Genomic DNA, 17,316 nt, shown 5'->3' with positions numbered 1-17,316 from the left:
CATGGCTGAAGCCGAAAAAACCGTCCGTACGCTGACTGGCCGTGTCGTCAGCGACAAGATGGACAAGACCATCACCGTTCTGATTGAGCGTCGCGTAAAGCACCCAATCTACGGTAAATACGTTAAGCGTTCGACTAAGCTGCACGCGCACGACGAAACCAACCAGTGCCATATCGGCGACAAGGTCACGATTCGTGAAACTCGTCCGGTAGCCAAGACCAAGTCTTGGGCATTGGTTGATATCCTCGAACGCGCTGTGGAAGTCTAAGGGCTAAGGGTCGGAGAAATTATATGATTCAGACTCAATCCATGCTCGATGTGGCCGATAACAGCGGCGCTCGCCGCGTTATGTGCATCAAGGTGCTGGGTGGCTCCCATCGTCGTTACGCTGGTATCGGTGACATCATCAAAGTAACCGTGAAGGAAGCAATTCCGCGCGGCAAGGTGAAAAAAGGCCAAGTGATGACTGCTGTTGTAGTCCGCACTCGCCATGGCGTTCGTCGTGCAGACGGCTCCATCATCCGCTTCGATGGCAATGCTGCTGTTCTGTTGAACAACAAGCAGGAGCCGATCGGTACCCGTATCTTTGGGCCAGTGACCCGTGAACTTCGTACTGAGAAGTTCATGAAGATCGTCTCGCTCGCCCCAGAAGTTCTGTAAGGAGATCCGACATGCAAAAGATTCGTCGTGACGACGAGATCATCGTGATCGCCGGCAAAGACAAAGGTAAGCGCGGTAAGGTGCTCAAGGTTCTCGCTGACGACCGTCTGGTCGTTGGTGGGATCAACCTGGTGAAGCGTCATACCAAGCCTAACCCGATGTCGGGCGTACAGGGCGGTATCGTCGAGAAAGAAGCGCCACTGCACGCTTCCAACGTCGCCATTTTCAACGGCGCAACCAACAAGGCTGACCGCGTTGGTTTCAAAGTTGAAGACGGCAAGAAAATTCGTGTCTTCAAGTCGACCCAAAAAGCGGTTGATGCTTGAACACTGCTAGGTAGAAGACCATGGCACGACTAAAAGAGATTTACCGGAAGGAAATCGCTCCGAAGCTTAAGGAAGAACTTAAGCTCGCGAACGTGATGGAAGTTCCGCGCGTTACCAAAATCACCCTGAACATGGGTCTGGGCGAAGCGATCGGCGACAAAAAAGTCATCGAGCACGCTGTTGCTGACCTGGAAAAGATCACCGGTCAAAAAGTCGTTGTGACTTACGCTCGGAAATCCATCGCTGGCTTTAAAGTCCGTGAAGGATGGCCGATCGGCGTCAAAGTGACTCTGCGCCGCGATCGTATGTACGAATTCCTGGATCGTCTGCTGTCGATCTCCCTGCCTCGGGTTCGCGACTTCCGCGGCCTGAATGCCAAGTCCTTCGATGGTCGTGGTAACTACAGCATGGGCGTGAAAGAGCAGATCATTTTCCCGGAAATCGATTACGACAAGATCGATGCTCTCCGCGGTCTGGACATCACCCTGACCACCACTGCCAAGAACGATGATGAAGGTCGCGCATTGCTGCGTGCTTTCAAATTCCCGTTCCGCAACTGATTGGAGTAGGAAAATGGCCAAGAAGAGCATGAAAAACCGTGAGCTGAAGCGTCAGCTCACCGTTGCCAAGTACGCCAAGAAGCGTGCTGAGCTGAAAGCTATCATCGTTGATCTGAACGCAAGTCCAGAAGCGCGCTGGGAAGCTACCGTAGCTCTGCAGAAGCAACCACGTGACGCAAGCGCTGCGCGCATGCGTAACCGTTGCCGCATCACTGGTCGTCCACACGGCGTTTACCGCAAGTTCGGCCTCGGCCGTAACAAGCTGCGTGAAGCTGCCATGCGTGGCGACGTACCAGGTCTGGTTAAAGCCAGCTGGTAAGGCGCAACGCTCGCTTCTTTCCGATCGACGGCGCAGGTTGTCGGTTGGAATGAAGCCTGAAAGTGAATCAAGCCCCTTTTGGGGCTTGATTCATTTCTGGGGTAGGACTAGAATTGCCGGCTCGCCTGAGCCCGTGTTTTTACTTGCCCGGAAAATCTCGGCGATAAGCTGTAGCCGTAAGGCTAATTATTTTGTTTTAGGAGCGTCTAGCCCATGAGTATGCAGGACCCGTTAGCGGACATGCTAACTCGTATCCGTAATGCCCAGATGGCTGAAAAGCCCGTCGTAAGCATGCCATCTTCCACGTTGAAGGTTGCTGTAGCCAAAGTCCTGAAGGACGAAGGTTACATTGCGGGTTATCAGATCAGCAGCGAAGTTAAACCATCGCTGTCCATCGAGCTTAAGTACTTCGAAGGCCGTCCGGTCATTGAAGAAGTTAAGCGCGTCAGCCGTCCAGGCTTGCGTCAGTACAAGTCCTCCGACGATCTGCCAAAAGTTCGTGGCGGTCTCGGTGTGTCTATCGTCTCCACCAACAAAGGTGTGATGACGGATCGTGCTGCGCGCGCTGCCGGTGTCGGTGGCGAAGTGCTTTGCACTGTGTTCTAAGGGGGGATAAGCATGTCACGCGTAGCTAAGAACCCCGTTAAGTTGCCATCCGGCGTCGAAGTCAAACTCGTCGGCCAGCAGCTTTCGGTGAAGGGTGCCAAGGGCACTCTGGAACTGAACATCCATTCGTCCGTTGAGATTGTTGAAGAAGCTGGTGAGCTGCGTTTCGCTGCTCGCAATGGCGATCAACAAACCCGCGCAATGGCAGGCACAACTCGTGCACTGGTTAACAACATGGTCCAGGGCGTAAGCCAAGGCTTCGAGCGTAAGCTCCAGCTGGTCGGTGTTGGTTACAAGGCGCAAGCAAAAGGCACGGTCCTGAACCTGGCACTTGGCTTCTCGCACCCGGTGGATTACGAATTGCCGAATGGCATCACCGCTGAGACCCCCAGCCAGACCGATATCCTGATTCGCGGTATCGATAAGCAGTTGGTTGGTCAAGTGGCCGCTGAGATCCGCGACTTCCGCCGTCCTGAGCCTTACAAAGGCAAAGGTGTGCGTTACGCGGACGAAGTCGTCCGCCGTAAAGAAGCCAAGAAGAAGTAGGGCATAGCAAATGACCGTCAAAAAAGTTACCCGACTGCGTCGCGCTCGCAAAGCACGCCTGAAAATGCACGAGCTAGAAGTCGTGCGTCTCTGCGTGCACCGCTCTTCGCAGCACATTTATGCCCAGGTCATTTCGGCCGACGGCAGCAAAGTCCTGGCAAGCGCCTCGACTTTGGACAAAGAACTGCGTGATGGCGCCACTGGCAACATCGACGCGGCCACTAAGGTTGGCAAGCTGGTCGCCGAGCGTGCAAAAGCCGCGGGCGTATCGCAAGTGGCTTTCGACCGTTCTGGCTTCAAGTACCACGGCCGTGTCAAAGCGCTGGCTGATGCTGCTCGTGAAGGCGGGCTGGAGTTCTAAGTTATGGCAAATAACGACCAAAAACGCGACGAAGGCTACATCGAGAAGCTGGTTCAAGTTAACCGCGTGGCCAAAACCGTAAAAGGCGGCCGTATCTTCACTTTCACTGCGTTGACCGTAGTGGGTGATGGTAAAGGGCGTGTTGGCTTCGGCCGTGGCAAGTCACGTGAAGTGCCTGCTGCAATCCAGAAAGCGATGGAAGCTGCTCGCCGCAACATGATCCAGGTGGATCTGAACGGCACTACTCTGCAGTACGCAATGAAGTCTGCCCATGGCGCTTCGAAGGTGTACATGCAGCCTGCTTCTGAAGGTACCGGTATCATCGCTGGCGGCGCTATGCGCGCAGTGCTGGAAGTTGCTGGTGTTCAGAACGTATTGGCCAAGTGCTACGGCTCGACTAACCCTGTCAACGTGGTTCACGCCACTTTCAAGGGTCTGAAGGGCATGCAGTCTCCTGAATCCATTGCCGCCAAGCGTGGCAAGCGTGTTGAGGAGATCATCTGATCATGGCTACCGTAAAAGTAACGCTGATCAAAAGCATGACCGGCCGCATCCCTAACCACAAATTGTGCGTTAAGGGTCTGGGTCTGCGTCGCATCGGTCACACTGTAGAAGTCCTGGATACTCCCGAAAATCGCGGGATGATCAACAAGGCTTACTACATGCTGCGAGTCGAGGGTTAATCGATGAAACTCAATGATCTGAGTCCAGCGCCGGGTTCCCGTCGCGAAAAGCATCGTCCGGGCCGTGGTATCGGTAGCGGTTTGGGTAAGACCGGTGGCCGTGGCCACAAAGGTCAGACCTCCCGCTCCGGTGGCACCATTGCTCCGGGCTTTGAGGGCGGCCAACAGCCGCTGCATCGTCGTCTGCCAAAATTCGGTTTCGTTTCCCTGAAAGCCATGGACCGCGCAGAAGTGCGTTTGTCCGAGCTGGCTAAAGTGGCAGGCGATATCGTAACTGTGCAGACCCTGAAGGATGCCAACGTGATTAACCAGAACGTTCAGCGTGTGAAAATCATGCTGTCGGGCGAAGTTACTCGCGCTGTCACCATCAAGGGTATCGCCGCCACCAAAGGTGCGCGTGCGGCTATCGAAGCAGCTGGCGGCAAGTTCGAGGAATAAATGGCTAAGCAAGGTGCTCTCTCAGCGCTCGGCAAAGGCGGTATGTCTGAACTCTGGGCTCGTCTGCGTTTTCTGTTCCTGGCGATTATCGTCTACCGAATAGGCGCACACATCCCGGTTCCAGGTATCAACCCGGACCGACTCGCAGAACTGTTTCGACAGAATGAGGGGACCATTCTTAGCTTGTTCAACATGTTTTCCGGCGGCGCGCTGGAACGGATGAGTATCTTTGCACTGGGGATCATGCCGTACATTTCGGCATCGATCATCATGCAGCTGATGACAGCCGTGAGCCCGCAGCTGGAGCAGTTGAAGAAGGAAGGTGAAGCTGGCCGTCGCAAGATTAGCCAGTACACCCGCTATGGCACCGTTGTCCTGGCTCTTGTTCAAGCTGTCGGCATGTCCGTCGGCCTGGCGAGTCAGGGCGTAGCGTTTTCTGGGGACCTTGGTTTCCACTTTGTGGCCGTAACCACCTTCGTGGCAGGTGCGATGTTCATGATGTGGCTGGGCGAGCAGATCACCGAGCGCGGTGTCGGTAACGGTATCTCGATGTTGATTTTCGCAGGTATCGTCGCCGGTCTTCCGAGAGCAATCGGGCAGTCTTTCGAGTCTGCACGTCAGGGTGATATCAATATCTTCGCTCTGGTTGCGATCGGTTTGCTGGCAGTAGCGATTATCGGTTTTGTGGTGTTCATTGAGCGTGGTCAGCGTCGTATTGCTGTTCACTACGCCAAGCGTCAGCAGGGCCGTAAGGTCTTTGCTGCGCAGACCAGCCACTTGCCGCTGAAAGTGAACATGGCTGGTGTGATTCCGGCCATTTTTGCGAGCAGCATTTTGCTGTTCCCGGCTTCGCTGGGTTCCTGGTTTGGTCAGTCTGAAGGTCTGGGCTGGTTGCAGGACATCTCGCAGTCGATCGCTCCTGGTCAGCCGTTGAATATTCTGCTGTTTAGTGCAGGGATTATTTTCTTCTGCTTCTTCTATACGGCGTTGATGTTCAATCCGAAAGACGTAGCGGAAAACCTGAAGAAGTCCGGTGCCTTTATTCCGGGTATCCGTCCAGGCGAGCAGTCGGCGCGCTACATTGATGGCGTTCTGACTCGTTTGACCATGTTCGGTGCTCTTTATATGACGGCCGTGTGTCTGCTTCCCCAGTTTCTGGTGGTCGCGGCAAACGTACCGTTCTACCTTGGCGGGACCTCGTTGCTGATCGTGGTCGTGGTTGTGATGGACTTCATGTCCCAAGTGCAATCTCACCTCGTTTCGCACCAGTATGAATCCCTGATGAAGAAAGCCAACCTGAAGGGCTACGGTGGCAGCGGCGGTATGCTGCGCTGAAGCACCCCTAAGGTTCGAGGAGTTGGTGATGAAAGTTCGTGCATCGGTGAAAAAGCTGTGCCGTAACTGCAAGATTATTCGCCGCGAAGGTGTTGTTCGAGTAATTTGCAGCGCGGAACCACGTCATAAGCAGCGCCAAGGCTGATTGTGATTTGTGCTTAAGCCCAGCAGCTAGTGCGCTGCTGGGTTGATTATTTGTTACTACAGCGATATTATCTCGCGCCCTATTTCTTGGCTTCCGGGGCGTAGGTAGCTGTCAATTGGAGTCCCACTGAATGGCCCGTATTGCAGGCGTTAACATTCCAGATAACAAGCATACTGTTATCTCGCTGACCTACATCTATGGTGTTGGTCGCACCACTGCACAGAAAATTTGTGCAACCACCGGGGTTAACCCGGCGGCGAAGATCAAAGATCTGAGCGACGAGCAGATTGAACAGCTGCGTGGCGAAGTGGCGAAGTTCACCACTGAAGGTGACCTGCGTCGCGAAATCAACATGAAAATCAAGCGCTTGATGGACCTGGGCTGCTACCGCGGTCTGCGTCATCGTCGTGGTCTGCCAGTACGCGGTCAGCGTACCAAGACCAACGCGCGTACTCGCAAAGGTCCGCGTAAGCCGATCCGCAAGTAATCGCTCCAGCGCAACGACAGGAATTTAGTCATGGCAAAACCTGCTGCTCGTCCTCGTAAAAAAGTTAAAAAGACAGTGGTTGATGGCATCGCCCACATCCACGCGTCTTTTAACAACACAATCGTCACCATTACCGATCGTCAAGGTAACGCTCTTTCCTGGGCTACCTCCGGCGGTTCGGGTTTCCGTGGTTCCCGCAAGTCCACGCCGTTCGCTGCTCAGGTAGCTGCTGAACGTGCTGGTCAAGCTGCGCTGGAATACGGTCTGAAGAACCTCGACGTCAATGTCAAGGGTCCAGGCCCAGGTCGTGAATCCGCTGTCCGTGCATTGAACGGCTGTGGCTATAAGATCGCCAGCATCACCGACGTGACGCCAATCCCGCACAACGGGTGCCGTCCGCCGAAGAAGCGCCGCGTGTAATCCAGGAGACTGTAAGAAATGGCTCGTTACATTGGTCCAAAATGCAAACTTGCTCGTCGTGAAGGCACCGATCTCTTTTTGAAGAGCGGCGTTCGCGCTATCGAATCCAAGTGCAACATCGAAGCAGCTCCAGGCATCCACGGTCAGCGCCGCGGTCGCCAGTCCGATTACGGTACTCAGCTGCGTGAAAAGCAAAAAGTCCGTCGTATCTACGGCGTTCTCGAGCGTCAGTTCAGCGGCTACTACAAAGAAGCCGCCGGCAAGAAAGGCGCAACAGGTGAGAACCTGCTGCAGCTGCTCGAATGCCGTCTGGACAACGTTGTATACCGCATGGGCTTCGGCTCGACTCGTGCCGAATCCCGTCAATTGGTTTCGCACAAGTCTGTTAGCGTCAACGGCAAAACCGTTAACGTTCCTTCTTACCAGGTTCGTGCTGGCGACGTTGTTGCTATCCGCGAAAAGGCTAAGAACCAACTGCGTATTGTCCAGGCTCTCGATCTGTGTGCCCAACGTGGCCGCGTAGAATGGGTAGAAGTAGACACTGAGAAGAAATCGGGCGTTTTCAAGAACGTACCAGCTCGCAGTGATCTATCCGCCGACATCAACGAAAGCCTGATTGTCGAGCTCTACTCCAAGTAAGGGCTAGAAAATAGGTGCATCCATGCAGATTTCGGTAAATGAGTTCCTGACACCCCGCCATATTGATGTGCAGGTTGTCAGTCCAACCCGCGCCAAGATCACGCTCGAGCCTCTCGAGCGTGGCTTTGGCCATACCCTGGGCAACGCGCTTCGTCGCATTTTGTTGTCCTCCATGCCCGGCTGTGCAGTAGTCGAGGCCGAGATTGACGGTGTACTCCATGAGTACAGCGCCATCGAAGGTGTACAGGAAGACGTCATTGAAATCCTGTTGAACCTTAAAGGTCTGGCTATCAAGCTGCACGGTCGAGACGAAGTTACGCTGACCTTGTCGAAGAAGGGTTCGGGGGTGGTTACCGCTGCCGATATTCAGCTGGATCATGATGTCGAGATCGTTAACCCCGATCACGTAATCGCTAACCTGGCGTCTAACGGCGCCTTGAACATGAAGCTCACCGTAGCTCGTGGTCGTGGTTATGAGCCGGCAGACTCGCGTCAAAGCGATGAAGACGAAAGCCGCAGCATTGGTCGCTTGCAGCTCGATTCTTCGTTCAGCCCGGTTCGCCGTATCGCATACGTGGTGGAAAACGCCCGTGTCGAACAGCGTACTAACCTGGACAAGCTGGTTATTGATCTGGAAACCAACGGTACCCTGGATCCTGAAGAGGCTATTCGCCGCGCTGCAACCATCCTGCAACAGCAGTTGGCTGCGTTCGTCGATCTCAAAGGCGACAGCGAACCAGTGGTAATCGAACAGGAAGACGAGATCGATCCGATCCTGCTCCGTCCGGTTGACGATTTGGAACTGACTGTACGTTCGGCTAACTGCCTTAAGGCGGAGAACATTTACTACATTGGTGACCTGATTCAGCGCACCGAAGTAGAACTGTTGAAAACTCCGAACCTTGGGAAGAAGTCTTTGACTGAGATCAAAGACGTTCTGGCCTCCCGTGGTCTGTCCCTCGGCATGCGCCTCGACAACTGGCCGCCGGCAAGTCTTAAGAAGGACGACAAGGCTACGGCCTGATCGTCGTAATCACCGAACGCGAGTTTGGTAAGGAATGAACCATGCGTCATCGTAAAAGTGGACGTCACCTGAGCCGTACCAGCTCTCACCGCAAAGCCATGTTTCAAAACATGGCGGTGTCGCTGTTCGAGCACGAGCTGATCAAGACTACCCTGCCGAAAGCCAAGGAACTGCGCCGCGTTGCCGAGCCGCTGATCACCCTGGCCAAGGAAGACAGCGTTGCTAACCGTCGTTTGGCTTTCGACCGTACTCGTTCGAAAGAAATCGTCGGCAAGCTGTTCAACGATCTGGGTAAGCGCTATGCAACCCGTCAGGGCGGATACCTGCGTATCCTCAAGTGCGGTTTCCGCGCTGGCGACAACGCGCCTATGGCGTACGTCGAGTTGGTTGATCGTCCTGTTGGTGGCTCTGTAGAAGCCGCTGAATAAGACATCAGTTTGAACAAAAAACCGGGCCTAGTGCCCGGTTTTTTGTTGTCTGAAATTGATAAAAGCTATCAGCTTTAAGTAGTTAATGAATTTGCTGATTTGATAGTTTCGAATAATAATCTCGCTCAACCTGATTAGCCGGCTATATAAAGCCTTAGGAAGAGAGTGCATGACCCTGAAGACGCTTACGACCGCCAGTGGCGCGCCAGTCGCCGATAACCAAAACTCTCGTTCGGCAGGTACGCGGGGTCCTTTGCTGCTGGAAGATTTTCACCTGATCGAGAAGCTCGCTCACTTCAACCGCGAGAACATTCCAGAGCGTCGCGTCCACGCCAAAGGTTCGGGTGCTCACGGTACGTTTACCGTCACTCAAGACATCACTCGGTACACCAGCGCCGACCTGTTCACGGCTATTGGCAAGCAGACGCCTATTTTCATTCGCTTCTCTACAGTAGGGGGTGAGCGCGGCTCTGCCGACACCGAGCGCGATCCACGTGGTTTTGCGGTGAAGTTCTACACTCAGGAAGGCAATTGGGACATCGTAGGCAATAACACGCCGGTGTTTTTCATCCGCGACCCACTGAAGTTCCCTGACTTCATCCACACTCAGAAGCGTTTGCCGCAGACCAACCTGAAAAGCCCGCAGATGATGTGGGATTTCTGGTCGCACTCACCTGAAGCGCTGCACCAGGTCACGATCCTGTTCTCGGATCGCGGCATTCCTGACGGCTATCGCCACATGCACGGGTTCGGCAGCCACACCTACAGCCTGATCAGCGCCAATGGCGAGCGTCATTGGGTTAAATGGCACTACAAGAGCAAGCAGGGTATCAAGAACCTCACGCCTGAAGACGCTGCGCGCATTGCCGGCACTGATCCGGATTATGCTCAGCGTGATCTGTTCACCGCCATTGAGCAGGGCGACTTTCCGAAATGGCAGGTCTGCATTCAACTGATGACCGAGGCTCAGGCCAACCATCATCACGAAAACCCTTTCGATGTGACCAAGACCTGGTCACAGAAGGAGTACCCGCTGATCGAAGTGGGCGAGCTTGAGTTGAATCGCAATCCCCTGAACTACTTCGCTGAAGTTGAGCAGGCCGCCTTCGGTCCAAGCAATATGGTTCCGGGCGTCGGTCTTTCGCCAGACCGCATGCTGCAAGGTCGCGTGTTTGCTTACGCCGATGCTCACCGTTATCGCGTGGGCACCAATTACCAGCAATTGCCGATCAATGCGCCGAAGAATCCTGTTTACAGCTATCAGCGTGACGGCTCCATGGCGTTCGGCACCAATGGCGGTGCCGAGCCTAACTACGAGCCAAACAGCTACTCCGACGCGCCCAGGCAGGATGCGCGTTATGCCGAGCCGGCTCTTGCATTGAGCGGTACGGCCGACCGTCATGATCATCGCGTCGACAGCGATTACTACAGTCAGGCGGGCAAGCTTTTCAACCTGATGAACGCCGATCAGAAGGCGCTGTTGATTAGTAATATTGCCGGTGCAATGGCTGGGGTATCCAGCGATGTTGTCCAACGCCAGTTGCAGCACTTCTACAAAGCCGATTCCGCTTACGGTGAAGGCATTGCGAACGCATTGGGTGTAAAACTGGGCTGACTCTAAGTGAGAAACAGAACCGCCCTCATTTGGGCGGTTTTTCGCTTCTGGATGGCGTGAAATCGACGCTTTTTATCGGATTATTGCGTTTTTCCGAGTGACCTCTCGTGGCGCTTGGTTCAAACTATCGCCTTTAAAGCAGGAGATCTGGTGCGATGCAAGGCCACCCAGAAGTAATCGATTATCTGAACACATTGCTCACTGGCGAACTGGCGGCTCGTGACCAATATTTCATCCACTCGCGCATGTACGAAGACTGGGGCTTTGCGAAGCTCTACGAGCGTATCAATCACGAGATGGAAGAAGAGGCGCAACACGCTGACGCGCTGATGCGTCGTATCCTGATGCTTGAAGGCACACCGCGTATGCGTCCGGACGACCTCGATATCGGCACTACGGTGCCTGGGATGCTCGCCAGCGATCTTCGTCTCGAATACAAGGTCCGCGCTGCACTGTGCAAAGGTATTGCGCTCTGCGAGCTGCATCAGGACTACATCAGCCGTGACATTCTTCGTGTTCAACTGGCTGATACCGAAGAAGACCACACTTATTGGCTGGAACAGCAAATGGGTCTGATCAAGTCCATCGGCTTGCAGAATTACCTGCAGTCGCAGTTCTGATTCCGCGCCCGCTGTCATAAAAAAGCTCCTGCACTTACGTGACAGGAGCTTTTTTTCGTTTCGATTTCGAGTCAGCCGGGTCTGGCCTGAGCCAAACCCGTCTCACATCGGCACTTATCAAGCCTTGTCGCGTATCAACAAAGGCTTGAGGTAGTGACCGGTGTAGGACTGCTTCATCTCGGCGACCTGTTCTGGCGTGCCGGTTGCGATGATCTGTCCACCTCGCGAACCGCCTTCCGGTCCCAGATCGACCAGCCAGTCCGCCGTCTTTATGACGTCCAGGTTGTGCTCGATCACGACCACCGTGTTGCCGTGGTCGCGCAGACGGTGCAAGACATCGAGCAGTTGCTGGATATCGGCGAAGTGCAGACCTGTGGTCGGCTCATCAAGGATATACAGCGTCTTGCCGGTGTCGCGCTTGGACAGCTCACGCGACAGCTTGACCCGCTGGGCCTCGCCACCTGAGAGCGTTGTCGCCGACTGACCCAGCTTGATGTAGGAAAGTCCCACATCCATCAGGGTTTGCAGCTTGCGCGCCAGCGCCGGAACCGCATCGAAGAACTCGCGGGCTTCTTCGATAGTCATTTCCAGCACCTCGTGGATGCTCTTGCCCTTGTACTTGATCTCGAGCGTTTCGCGGTTGTAGCGCTTGCTCTTGCACACATCGCAGGGAACATAGATGTCCGGCAGAAAGTGCATCTCGACCTTGATCAGGCCGTCGCCCTGGCAGGCTTCGCAGCGACCGCCCTTGACGTTGAACGAGAACCGCCCAGGACCATAGCCACGCGAGCGAGACTCCGGCACGCCAGCGAACAGTTCACGAATCGGCGTGAACAGGCCGGTGTACGTCGCCGGGTTGGAACGAGGCGTACGACCGATGGGGCTCTGGTCGATGTCCACGACCTTGTCCAGGTGCTGCAGGCCGTTGATGCTGTCGTGAGTGGCCGCCTCAAGGGTTGTCGCACCATTGAGTGCCGTGGCGCTGAGCGGGAACAGGGTGTTGTTGATCAGTGTCGATTTACCCGAGCCGGAAACACCGGTCACGCAGGTCAGCAGGCCAATCGGAATGTCCAGATTGACGTTTTGCAGGTTGTTGCCGCGCGCGCCTTTAAGCGTGAGCGAAAGCTTCTTGTTGCGAGGCGTACGCTTGGCCGGGACTTCGATCTTCACTCGGCCCGACAGATACTTGCCCGTCAACGAGTCAGGATGCGACATCACTTCGTCCGGCGTGCCTTCGGCGACGATGTGCCCGCCATGCACACCGGCACCCGGGCCGATGTCCACCACGTAATCGGCCAGACGAATTGCGTCTTCGTCATGTTCGACCACGATCACCGTGTTGCCGATGTCGCGCAGGTGCTTGAGCGTGCCAAGCAGACGATCATTGTCGCGCTGGTGCAGACCGATGGAGGGTTCGTCGAGGATGTACATCACCCCGACCAGACCGGCACCGATCTGACTGGCCAGACGAATACGCTGGGCTTCACCGCCGGATAGCGTATCGGCGCTGCGATCCAGGGTCAGGTAGTCCAGACCGACGTTGACCAGAAATTGCAGACGCTCACGGATTTCCTTGAGAATCTTGTCAGCGATTTCGCCACGTCGACCGGTCAGCTTCAAGGTGTCGAAGTACTCGGTGGCATCGCCGATCGGCAGGTTGGTCACTGCAGGCAGCGTTTTCTCACCCACCCACACATGACGTGCCTCGCGACGCAGACGTGTGCCGCGGCAGTCAGGGCAGGGCTGGGTACCGAGAAACTTGGCCAGTTCTTCACGAACCGTCGAAGATTCGGTTTCACGGTAACGACGCTCCAGGTTCGGCACGATCCCTTCGAACGGGTGGGCACGTTTGACGATATCGCCGCGATCGTTCAGATAACGGAAATCGACATTCTGCGACCCGCTGCCGTTAAGCAGAATTTTCTGCTGGTCGGCAGGCAGTTCTTTGAACGGCACTTCCAGGCTGAAGCCGTAGTGCTTGGACAGCGAGCCCAGCATCTGGAAGTAATAGACGTTGCGCCTGTCCCAGCCGCGTATCGCGCCTTCGGCCAGCGTCAGTTCGGCGTTGACCAGTCGCTTGATGTCGAAAAACTGCTTCACGCCCAGGCCATCACAGGTCGGACAGGCACCTGCCGGGTTATTGAACGAGAACAGCTTGGGTTCCAGCTCACTGATGGCATGGCCGCAGATGGGGCAGGCGAAGCGCGCGGAGAAGATGGTTTCTTCGCCAGGCTCGTCGTCCATTGGCGCAACCAGCGCGATGCCGTCTGCCAGCTTCAGCGCTGTTTCGAACGATTCAGCCAGACGCTGTTGCAGGTCTGCACGCACCTTGAAGCGGTCGACGACCACATCAATGGAGTGCTTCTTCTGCTTATCGAGTTTGGGCAGTTCGTCCAGCTCGCACAGCTTGCCGTTGACCCTGGCCCGCACGAAGCCCTGCGCACGCAGTTCTTCGAAGACCGAAAGGTGTTCGCCTTTGCGCTCTCGGATGACCGGGGCCAGCAACATGAGCTTGCTGCCTTCTGGCTGCGCCAGAACCAGGTCGACCATCTGGCTGACAGTCTGGGCTTCCAGCGGAATGTCATGGTCCGGGCAGCGTGGCTGACCCACCCGCGCATACAACAAGCGCAGGTAGTCGTAGATTTCGGTGATGGTCCCCACGGTTGAACGCGGGTTGTGGGACGTCGATTTCTGTTCGATGGAGATTGCAGGCGAGAGGCCTTCAATCGTGTCGACATCGGGCTTTTCCATCATCGACAGGAACTGGCGGGCATAAGCCGACAGCGACTCGACGTAACGCCGCTGCCCTTCGGCATAGAGCGTGTCGAACGCCAATGATGATTTACCAGAGCCGGACAATCCCGTGATAACGATCAGCTTGTCGCGTGGAAGAGTCAGGTCGATGTTTTTCAGGTTGTGGGTTCGAGCCCCACGAATCAGGATCTTGTCCAAAATGGCCTCGCACGGCGGGCGTCGAAAACGTAGGAGTATACGGATAAATACTGGATGGATACACACTATCCACAGGCTTTACAGGCAGAGATGAAGACTCTGTCATGTAAACGCGTCAAAGCGTCGCGATATACCCCGTCAATCGATGGGACTGGTAGAATCGCCGCCGGTTCACACGAGGTTTTTCCATGCACGATCCCCACAGCGAACGAATGAGCAGCGGCGAGACCCGTGCCGCAGGTGGTCTTGCGCTGGTTTTCGCGTTTCGCATGCTCGGTATGTTCATGGTGCTTCCGGTCCTGGCCACTTATGGCATGGACCTGGCGGGCGCCAGCCCTGCGCTGATTGGTCTGGCCATTGGCGCTTATGGCCTGACCCAGGCCGTGCTGCAGATCCCGTTTGGCATCATTTCCGATCGCATCGGTCGGCGTCCAGTCATCTATCTTGGGCTGATTGTGTTCGCGATCGGCAGCGTCGTGGCCGCCAGTGCGGACTCGATCTGGGGCATCATCGCCGGCCGTATCCTGCAAGGTGCCGGTGCGATTTCTGCGGCGGTCATGGCGCTGCTTTCCGACCTGACTCGCGAACAGCACCGCACCAAGGCCATGGCCATGATCGGCATGACCATTGGTTTATCGTTTGCCATTGCGATGGTCGTGGGGCCGGTGATCACGGGTGTGTTTGGACTGTCGGGACTGTTTCTGGCCACCGGCGGCATGGCGCTGCTGGGGATTTTGATCGTCGCGTTTGTGGTGCCCAAGGCGAACGGCCCCTTGCTGCATCGCGAGTCCGGTGTCGCCAGGCAGGCGCTGGGCCAGACCTTGCGCCATCCAGACCTGCTGCGCCTGGATTTGGGTATCTTCGTGTTGCACGCAATGCTCATGTCCAGTTTCGTGGCATTGCCGCTGGCGCTGGTCGAAAAAGCCGGCCTGCCCAAGGAACAGCACTGGTGGGTCTACCTGACGGCACTGCTGATTTCGTTCTTTGCCATGATCCCGTTCATCATTTACGGTGAGAAGAAGCGTCAGATGAAGCGCGTGTTGCTCGGCGCCGTGACCCTTCTCATGCTGTGTGAGCTATTCTTCTGGGCCTTTGGGGACACGTTGCGGACACTGGTCATAGGGACAGTGGTATTCTTCACCGCGTTCAACCTGCTGGAGGCGTCTTTGCCGTCTCTGATCAGCAAAGTGTCACCGGCTGGCGGAAAAGGGACGGCAATGGGGGTTTATTCCACCAGCCAGTTTCTTGGATCGGCCGCAGGTGGGATACTGGGCGGCTGGTTGTTCCAGCACGGTGGGCTCGATGTGGTGTTCCTTGGTGGTGCAGCCATGGCCGCCGTCTGGCTTGCGTTTGCGATGACCATGCGTGAACCGCCTTACGTGACCAGCCTACGTCTGCCGTTGTCGCCAGAAGCGCAGCGTGATGCAGGCCTGGCAGAGCGTTTAATGTCCGTAACAGGCGTGACGGATGCAGTGGTGGTTGCCGAAGAGGCAGCTATCTATATCAAACTGGATACAAAATTATTGGATCGCGCCGCTCTCGAAAAGCTGGTCAACCCGGCATCAGAAGCGTGCGAAGCCTAGGAGAACGTTATGGCCCGTGGGGTTAACAAAGTCATATTGGTCGGTACATGCGGCCAGGATCCCGAAGTTCGCTACTTGCCTAACGGTAACGCCGTGACCAACCTGAGTCTGGCAACCAGCGAACAGTGGACTGACAAGCAGACCGGTCAGAAAGTCGAAAAGACCGAGTGGCACCGTGTTTCGATGTTTGGCAAGGTTGCCGAAATCGCTGGCGAATACCTGCGCAAGGGTTCGCAGGTCTACATCGAGGGTAAGCTTCAGACCCGCGAGTGGGAAAAAGACGGCATCAAGCGCTACACCACTGAAATCGTCGTCGACATGCAAGGCACCATGCAATTGCTGGGCGGCCGTCCACAGGGCGACGCACAACAAGGCCAGGGTGGCGGCAACTACAACCAGTCTGCCCCTCGTCCACAGCAGTCGCGCCCTCAGCAGTCGGCTCCGCCACAGCAGAACTACAATCAGCAACCACCTCAGCAACGCGAATCCCGCCCTGCGCCACAGCAGCAAGCGCCGCAGCCAGCTGCTGATTTCGACAGTTTTGATGATGATATTCCGTTCTGATTGCACCCTTTTCAGAACCGCAACACCCAAAGCGAAGCCCTTACCAGGCTTCGCTTTTTTTATGCCCGCCTGTCTCCTGTGGCATGTGGGGCGTATTTCTTATGTGGATTTGCAGCCCTGTGGTGCGCCGCCGGTTGCGCCTTCGGCGATTCGGGCTGAAATCAATACGTTGTGAACAACGGTTTTCACTGCATCGGCCGCTAGACTTGCCGGCTTCTACCTCAGACTCAACCCATCAATGCGAATGCCGTGGCGCGCCGCTTCTGGCGATGACTTTCATGTGCAGCGTTGCCGGCTCCAGACGGCCGCCTGTGGATAACTGCCCGACCAGTTGCCGATAGATTTCCTGCCAGGGTGTCTGCGAAGGGGGGATCGAAGGTGTCCACTGCTGACGGCGCTCAGCCATTTCGCTTTCGTCCGCCAGCAGGTTGACCGTGCGGGCGTTGAGGTCGATGCGTAGCCGGTCGTTGGTGCGAAGCAGGGCCAGACCGCCACCAATCGCCGCTTCCGGTGACATATTGAGGATCGACGGGCTGGCCGATGTGCCGCTCTGGCGGCCGATCATCTTCAACAAATGGACCAGCGCCATCTGCGGCCCGAACGATAACGTCGAAATTCCACGTGGATCGGTCAAGACCGACTGGGAAGTGGAGCTGGGCGTCGTGATCGGGAAGGGCGGGCGCTACATCGACGAAGCCAATGCCATGGAGCATGTGGCGGGTTACTGCGTGATCAACGACGTGTCCGAGCGTGAATGGCCGCTGGAGCGCGGCGGCACCTGGGACAAGGGCAAGGGCTTCGATATATTTGGCCCGCGGGTCCATGGCTCATGACCCGCGACGAGATTGCCGACCCGCACGTGCCGCAATTGATCGCCTACCTGAGCCGTTGCATGAGCCTGCAACCGAGCGAAGTCATCTCGACCGGCACACCTGACCGTACAGGCCGACTGATCAAATTTTATGGTGATGACGCTACAGATACCGCTATGTCTCTGACACAGCG

23 protein-coding genes and 2 pseudogenes are annotated in these 17,316 nt (G+C 56.0%); 23 read left to right on the top strand and 2 right to left on the bottom strand.

Annotated features, from left to right (window positions below; genetic code table 11):
- Nucleotide 1: 1 nt before the first annotated feature.
- From rpsQ to bfr, 20 genes are all read left to right on the top strand, one after another.
- Nucleotides 2-268 carry a 30S ribosomal protein S17 gene (gene rpsQ / locus H8S56_RS20265; RefSeq protein ID WP_002555480.1) on the top strand — a complete coding sequence of 89 codons (267 nt, stop codon included), beginning with the start codon at nucleotides 2-4 and terminating at the stop codon, nucleotides 266-268.
- Between the two features lie 23 nt (nucleotides 269-291).
- Nucleotides 292-660, top strand: a complete 369-nt coding sequence (gene rplN / locus H8S56_RS20260; protein WP_002555479.1) for a 50S ribosomal protein L14 — start codon at nucleotides 292-294, stop codon at nucleotides 658-660.
- Between the two features lie 11 nt (nucleotides 661-671).
- Nucleotides 672-986: a 50S ribosomal protein L24 gene (gene rplX, locus H8S56_RS20255; protein WP_002555478.1), complete on the top strand. Its 315-nt coding sequence runs from the start codon at nucleotides 672-674 to the stop codon at nucleotides 984-986.
- 20 nt (nucleotides 987-1,006) lie between these two features.
- Nucleotides 1,007-1,546 (top strand): 50S ribosomal protein L5, encoded by a 540-nt coding sequence (gene rplE, locus H8S56_RS20250; RefSeq protein WP_004883677.1) that lies wholly within the window; start codon nucleotides 1,007-1,009, stop codon nucleotides 1,544-1,546.
- A 13-nt stretch (nucleotides 1,547-1,559) separates the two neighbouring features.
- A complete protein-coding gene (gene rpsN / locus H8S56_RS20245; RefSeq protein ID WP_002555476.1) occupies nucleotides 1,560-1,865 on the top strand; it encodes a 30S ribosomal protein S14 in 306 nt (101 codons plus the stop codon).
- Between the two features lie 213 nt (nucleotides 1,866-2,078).
- The gene (gene rpsH, locus H8S56_RS20240; RefSeq protein WP_004883681.1) at nucleotides 2,079-2,471 is read left to right on the top strand and encodes a 30S ribosomal protein S8; all 393 of its coding nucleotides are present in this window, start codon (nucleotides 2,079-2,081) and stop codon (nucleotides 2,469-2,471) included.
- Nucleotides 2,472-2,483: 12 nt separating this feature from the next.
- Nucleotides 2,484-3,017 (top strand): 50S ribosomal protein L6, encoded by a 534-nt coding sequence (rplF, locus tag H8S56_RS20235; RefSeq protein WP_003369019.1) that lies wholly within the window; start codon nucleotides 2,484-2,486, stop codon nucleotides 3,015-3,017.
- A 10-nt stretch (nucleotides 3,018-3,027) separates the two neighbouring features.
- The gene (gene rplR / locus H8S56_RS20230) at nucleotides 3,028-3,378 is read left to right on the top strand and encodes a 50S ribosomal protein L18 (protein ID WP_002555473.1); all 351 of its coding nucleotides are present in this window, start codon (nucleotides 3,028-3,030) and stop codon (nucleotides 3,376-3,378) included.
- 3 nt (nucleotides 3,379-3,381) lie between these two features.
- Complete coding sequence (gene rpsE / locus H8S56_RS20225; RefSeq protein WP_024687031.1) at nucleotides 3,382-3,882, top strand: 30S ribosomal protein S5; 501 nt, start codon at nucleotides 3,382-3,384, stop codon at nucleotides 3,880-3,882.
- Between the two features lie 2 nt (nucleotides 3,883-3,884).
- Nucleotides 3,885-4,061, top strand: a complete 177-nt coding sequence (gene rpmD, locus H8S56_RS20220) for a 50S ribosomal protein L30 (protein WP_003186033.1) — start codon at nucleotides 3,885-3,887, stop codon at nucleotides 4,059-4,061.
- 3 nt (nucleotides 4,062-4,064) lie between these two features.
- Nucleotides 4,065-4,499, top strand: a complete 435-nt coding sequence (gene rplO / locus H8S56_RS20215) for a 50S ribosomal protein L15 (RefSeq protein ID WP_024687030.1) — start codon at nucleotides 4,065-4,067, stop codon at nucleotides 4,497-4,499.
- Nucleotides 4,500-5,834, top strand: a complete 1,335-nt coding sequence (secY, locus tag H8S56_RS20210; RefSeq protein WP_004883689.1) for a preprotein translocase subunit SecY — start codon at nucleotides 4,500-4,502, stop codon at nucleotides 5,832-5,834.
- 28 nt (nucleotides 5,835-5,862) lie between these two features.
- A complete protein-coding gene (rpmJ, locus tag H8S56_RS20205; RefSeq protein ID WP_002555468.1) occupies nucleotides 5,863-5,979 on the top strand; it encodes a 50S ribosomal protein L36 in 117 nt (38 codons plus the stop codon).
- A 130-nt stretch (nucleotides 5,980-6,109) separates the two neighbouring features.
- Complete coding sequence (rpsM, locus tag H8S56_RS20200; protein ID WP_004883692.1) at nucleotides 6,110-6,466, top strand: 30S ribosomal protein S13; 357 nt, start codon at nucleotides 6,110-6,112, stop codon at nucleotides 6,464-6,466.
- 30 nt (nucleotides 6,467-6,496) lie between these two features.
- Nucleotides 6,497-6,886, top strand: a complete 390-nt coding sequence (gene rpsK, locus H8S56_RS20195; RefSeq protein ID WP_002555466.1) for a 30S ribosomal protein S11 — start codon at nucleotides 6,497-6,499, stop codon at nucleotides 6,884-6,886.
- An 18-nt stretch (nucleotides 6,887-6,904) separates the two neighbouring features.
- Nucleotides 6,905-7,525, top strand: coding sequence for a 30S ribosomal protein S4 (gene rpsD / locus H8S56_RS20190; protein ID WP_002555465.1), 621 nt, complete (start codon nucleotides 6,905-6,907; stop codon nucleotides 7,523-7,525).
- 22 nt (nucleotides 7,526-7,547) lie between these two features.
- On the top strand, nucleotides 7,548-8,549 hold the full coding sequence (locus tag H8S56_RS20185) for a DNA-directed RNA polymerase subunit alpha (RefSeq protein ID WP_003176403.1): 1,002 nt from the start codon (nucleotides 7,548-7,550) through the stop codon (nucleotides 8,547-8,549).
- A gap of 41 nt (nucleotides 8,550-8,590) precedes the next feature.
- Nucleotides 8,591-8,977 carry a 50S ribosomal protein L17 gene (gene rplQ, locus H8S56_RS20180; protein ID WP_002555463.1) on the top strand — a complete coding sequence of 129 codons (387 nt, stop codon included), beginning with the start codon at nucleotides 8,591-8,593 and terminating at the stop codon, nucleotides 8,975-8,977.
- Nucleotides 8,978-9,146: 169 nt separating this feature from the next.
- Nucleotides 9,147-10,592, top strand: a complete 1,446-nt coding sequence (locus H8S56_RS20175) for a catalase (RefSeq protein WP_187519603.1) — start codon at nucleotides 9,147-9,149, stop codon at nucleotides 10,590-10,592.
- Nucleotides 10,593-10,747: 155 nt separating this feature from the next.
- Nucleotides 10,748-11,212: a bacterioferritin gene (gene bfr, locus H8S56_RS20170; RefSeq protein ID WP_187519602.1), complete on the top strand. Its 465-nt coding sequence runs from the start codon at nucleotides 10,748-10,750 to the stop codon at nucleotides 11,210-11,212.
- A gap of 117 nt (nucleotides 11,213-11,329) precedes the next feature.
- Here bfr and uvrA read toward each other — a convergent pair whose 3' ends face one another.
- A complete protein-coding gene (gene uvrA, locus H8S56_RS20165; RefSeq protein WP_024687028.1) occupies nucleotides 11,330-14,164 on the bottom strand; it encodes an excinuclease ABC subunit UvrA in 2,835 nt (944 codons plus the stop codon).
- Nucleotides 14,165-14,352: 188 nt separating this feature from the next.
- On the opposite strand from uvrA, the gene H8S56_RS20160 reads away from it, so the two are divergent.
- Nucleotides 14,353-15,747 (top strand): MFS transporter, encoded by a 1,395-nt coding sequence (locus H8S56_RS20160; protein ID WP_024687027.1) that lies wholly within the window; start codon nucleotides 14,353-14,355, stop codon nucleotides 15,745-15,747.
- A gap of 9 nt (nucleotides 15,748-15,756) precedes the next feature.
- Nucleotides 15,757-16,311, top strand: a complete 555-nt coding sequence (locus H8S56_RS20155) for a single-stranded DNA-binding protein (protein ID WP_004883704.1) — start codon at nucleotides 15,757-15,759, stop codon at nucleotides 16,309-16,311.
- Between the two features lie 235 nt (nucleotides 16,312-16,546).
- On the opposite strand, the pseudogene H8S56_RS20150 reads toward H8S56_RS20155, so the two are convergent.
- Nucleotides 16,547-16,870, bottom strand: a pseudogene (locus H8S56_RS20150) (dihydroxy-acid dehydratase); the annotation flags it as partial.
- Between H8S56_RS20150 and H8S56_RS20145 the strand changes: the two are divergent.
- A pseudogene (locus H8S56_RS20145) lies at nucleotides 16,869-17,269 on the top strand (fumarylacetoacetate hydrolase family protein); the annotation flags it as partial. The pseudogenes H8S56_RS20150 and H8S56_RS20145 overlap by 2 nt on opposite strands.
- Nucleotides 17,270-17,316: the final 47 nt, after the last annotated feature.

The organism is Pseudomonas triticifolii (genome assembly GCF_014358015.1).
GTDB classification, from domain to species: Bacteria; Pseudomonadota; Gammaproteobacteria; order Pseudomonadales; family Pseudomonadaceae; genus Aquipseudomonas; species Aquipseudomonas triticifolii.
Note: the sequence above shows the minus strand (reverse complement) of the source record. Positions and strands in the feature narration are given on the sequence as shown.

Excerpts from the sequence above, each read along its gene's own strand:
- rpsH (WP_004883681.1), top strand. The coding sequence starts at position 2,079 with ATGAGTATGCAGGACCCGTTAGCGGACATGCTAACTCGTATCCGTAAT.
- rplE (WP_004883677.1), top strand. The coding sequence starts at position 1,007 with ATGGCACGACTAAAAGAGATTTACCGGAAGGAAATCGCTCCGAAGCTT.
- H8S56_RS20185 (WP_003176403.1), top strand. The coding sequence starts at position 7,548 with ATGCAGATTTCGGTAAATGAGTTCCTGACACCCCGCCATATTGATGTG.
- rplN (WP_002555479.1), top strand. The coding sequence starts at position 292 with ATGATTCAGACTCAATCCATGCTCGATGTGGCCGATAACAGCGGCGCT.
- rplF (WP_003369019.1), top strand. The coding sequence starts at position 2,484 with ATGTCACGCGTAGCTAAGAACCCCGTTAAGTTGCCATCCGGCGTCGAA.
- rplQ (WP_002555463.1), top strand. The coding sequence starts at position 8,591 with ATGCGTCATCGTAAAAGTGGACGTCACCTGAGCCGTACCAGCTCTCAC.
- bfr (WP_187519602.1), top strand. The coding sequence starts at position 10,748 with ATGCAAGGCCACCCAGAAGTAATCGATTATCTGAACACATTGCTCACT.
- rplO (WP_024687030.1), top strand. The coding sequence starts at position 4,065 with ATGAAACTCAATGATCTGAGTCCAGCGCCGGGTTCCCGTCGCGAAAAG.
- rpsE (WP_024687031.1), top strand. The coding sequence starts at position 3,382 with ATGGCAAATAACGACCAAAAACGCGACGAAGGCTACATCGAGAAGCTG.
- secY (WP_004883689.1), top strand. The coding sequence starts at position 4,500 with ATGGCTAAGCAAGGTGCTCTCTCAGCGCTCGGCAAAGGCGGTATGTCT.
- rpsM (WP_004883692.1), top strand. The coding sequence starts at position 6,110 with ATGGCCCGTATTGCAGGCGTTAACATTCCAGATAACAAGCATACTGTT.
- rpmD (WP_003186033.1), top strand. The coding sequence starts at position 3,885 with ATGGCTACCGTAAAAGTAACGCTGATCAAAAGCATGACCGGCCGCATC.
- rpmJ (WP_002555468.1), top strand. The coding sequence starts at position 5,863 with ATGAAAGTTCGTGCATCGGTGAAAAAGCTGTGCCGTAACTGCAAGATT.
- rplX (WP_002555478.1), top strand. The coding sequence starts at position 672 with ATGCAAAAGATTCGTCGTGACGACGAGATCATCGTGATCGCCGGCAAA.
- H8S56_RS20160 (WP_024687027.1), top strand. The coding sequence starts at position 14,353 with ATGCACGATCCCCACAGCGAACGAATGAGCAGCGGCGAGACCCGTGCC.
- rplR (WP_002555473.1), top strand. The coding sequence starts at position 3,028 with ATGACCGTCAAAAAAGTTACCCGACTGCGTCGCGCTCGCAAAGCACGC.
- rpsD (WP_002555465.1), top strand. The coding sequence starts at position 6,905 with ATGGCTCGTTACATTGGTCCAAAATGCAAACTTGCTCGTCGTGAAGGC.
- rpsN (WP_002555476.1), top strand. The coding sequence starts at position 1,560 with ATGGCCAAGAAGAGCATGAAAAACCGTGAGCTGAAGCGTCAGCTCACC.
- H8S56_RS20175 (WP_187519603.1), top strand. The coding sequence starts at position 9,147 with ATGACCCTGAAGACGCTTACGACCGCCAGTGGCGCGCCAGTCGCCGAT.
- rpsK (WP_002555466.1), top strand. The coding sequence starts at position 6,497 with ATGGCAAAACCTGCTGCTCGTCCTCGTAAAAAAGTTAAAAAGACAGTG.
- rpsQ (WP_002555480.1), top strand. The coding sequence starts at position 2 with ATGGCTGAAGCCGAAAAAACCGTCCGTACGCTGACTGGCCGTGTCGTC.
- H8S56_RS20155 (WP_004883704.1), top strand. The coding sequence starts at position 15,757 with ATGGCCCGTGGGGTTAACAAAGTCATATTGGTCGGTACATGCGGCCAG.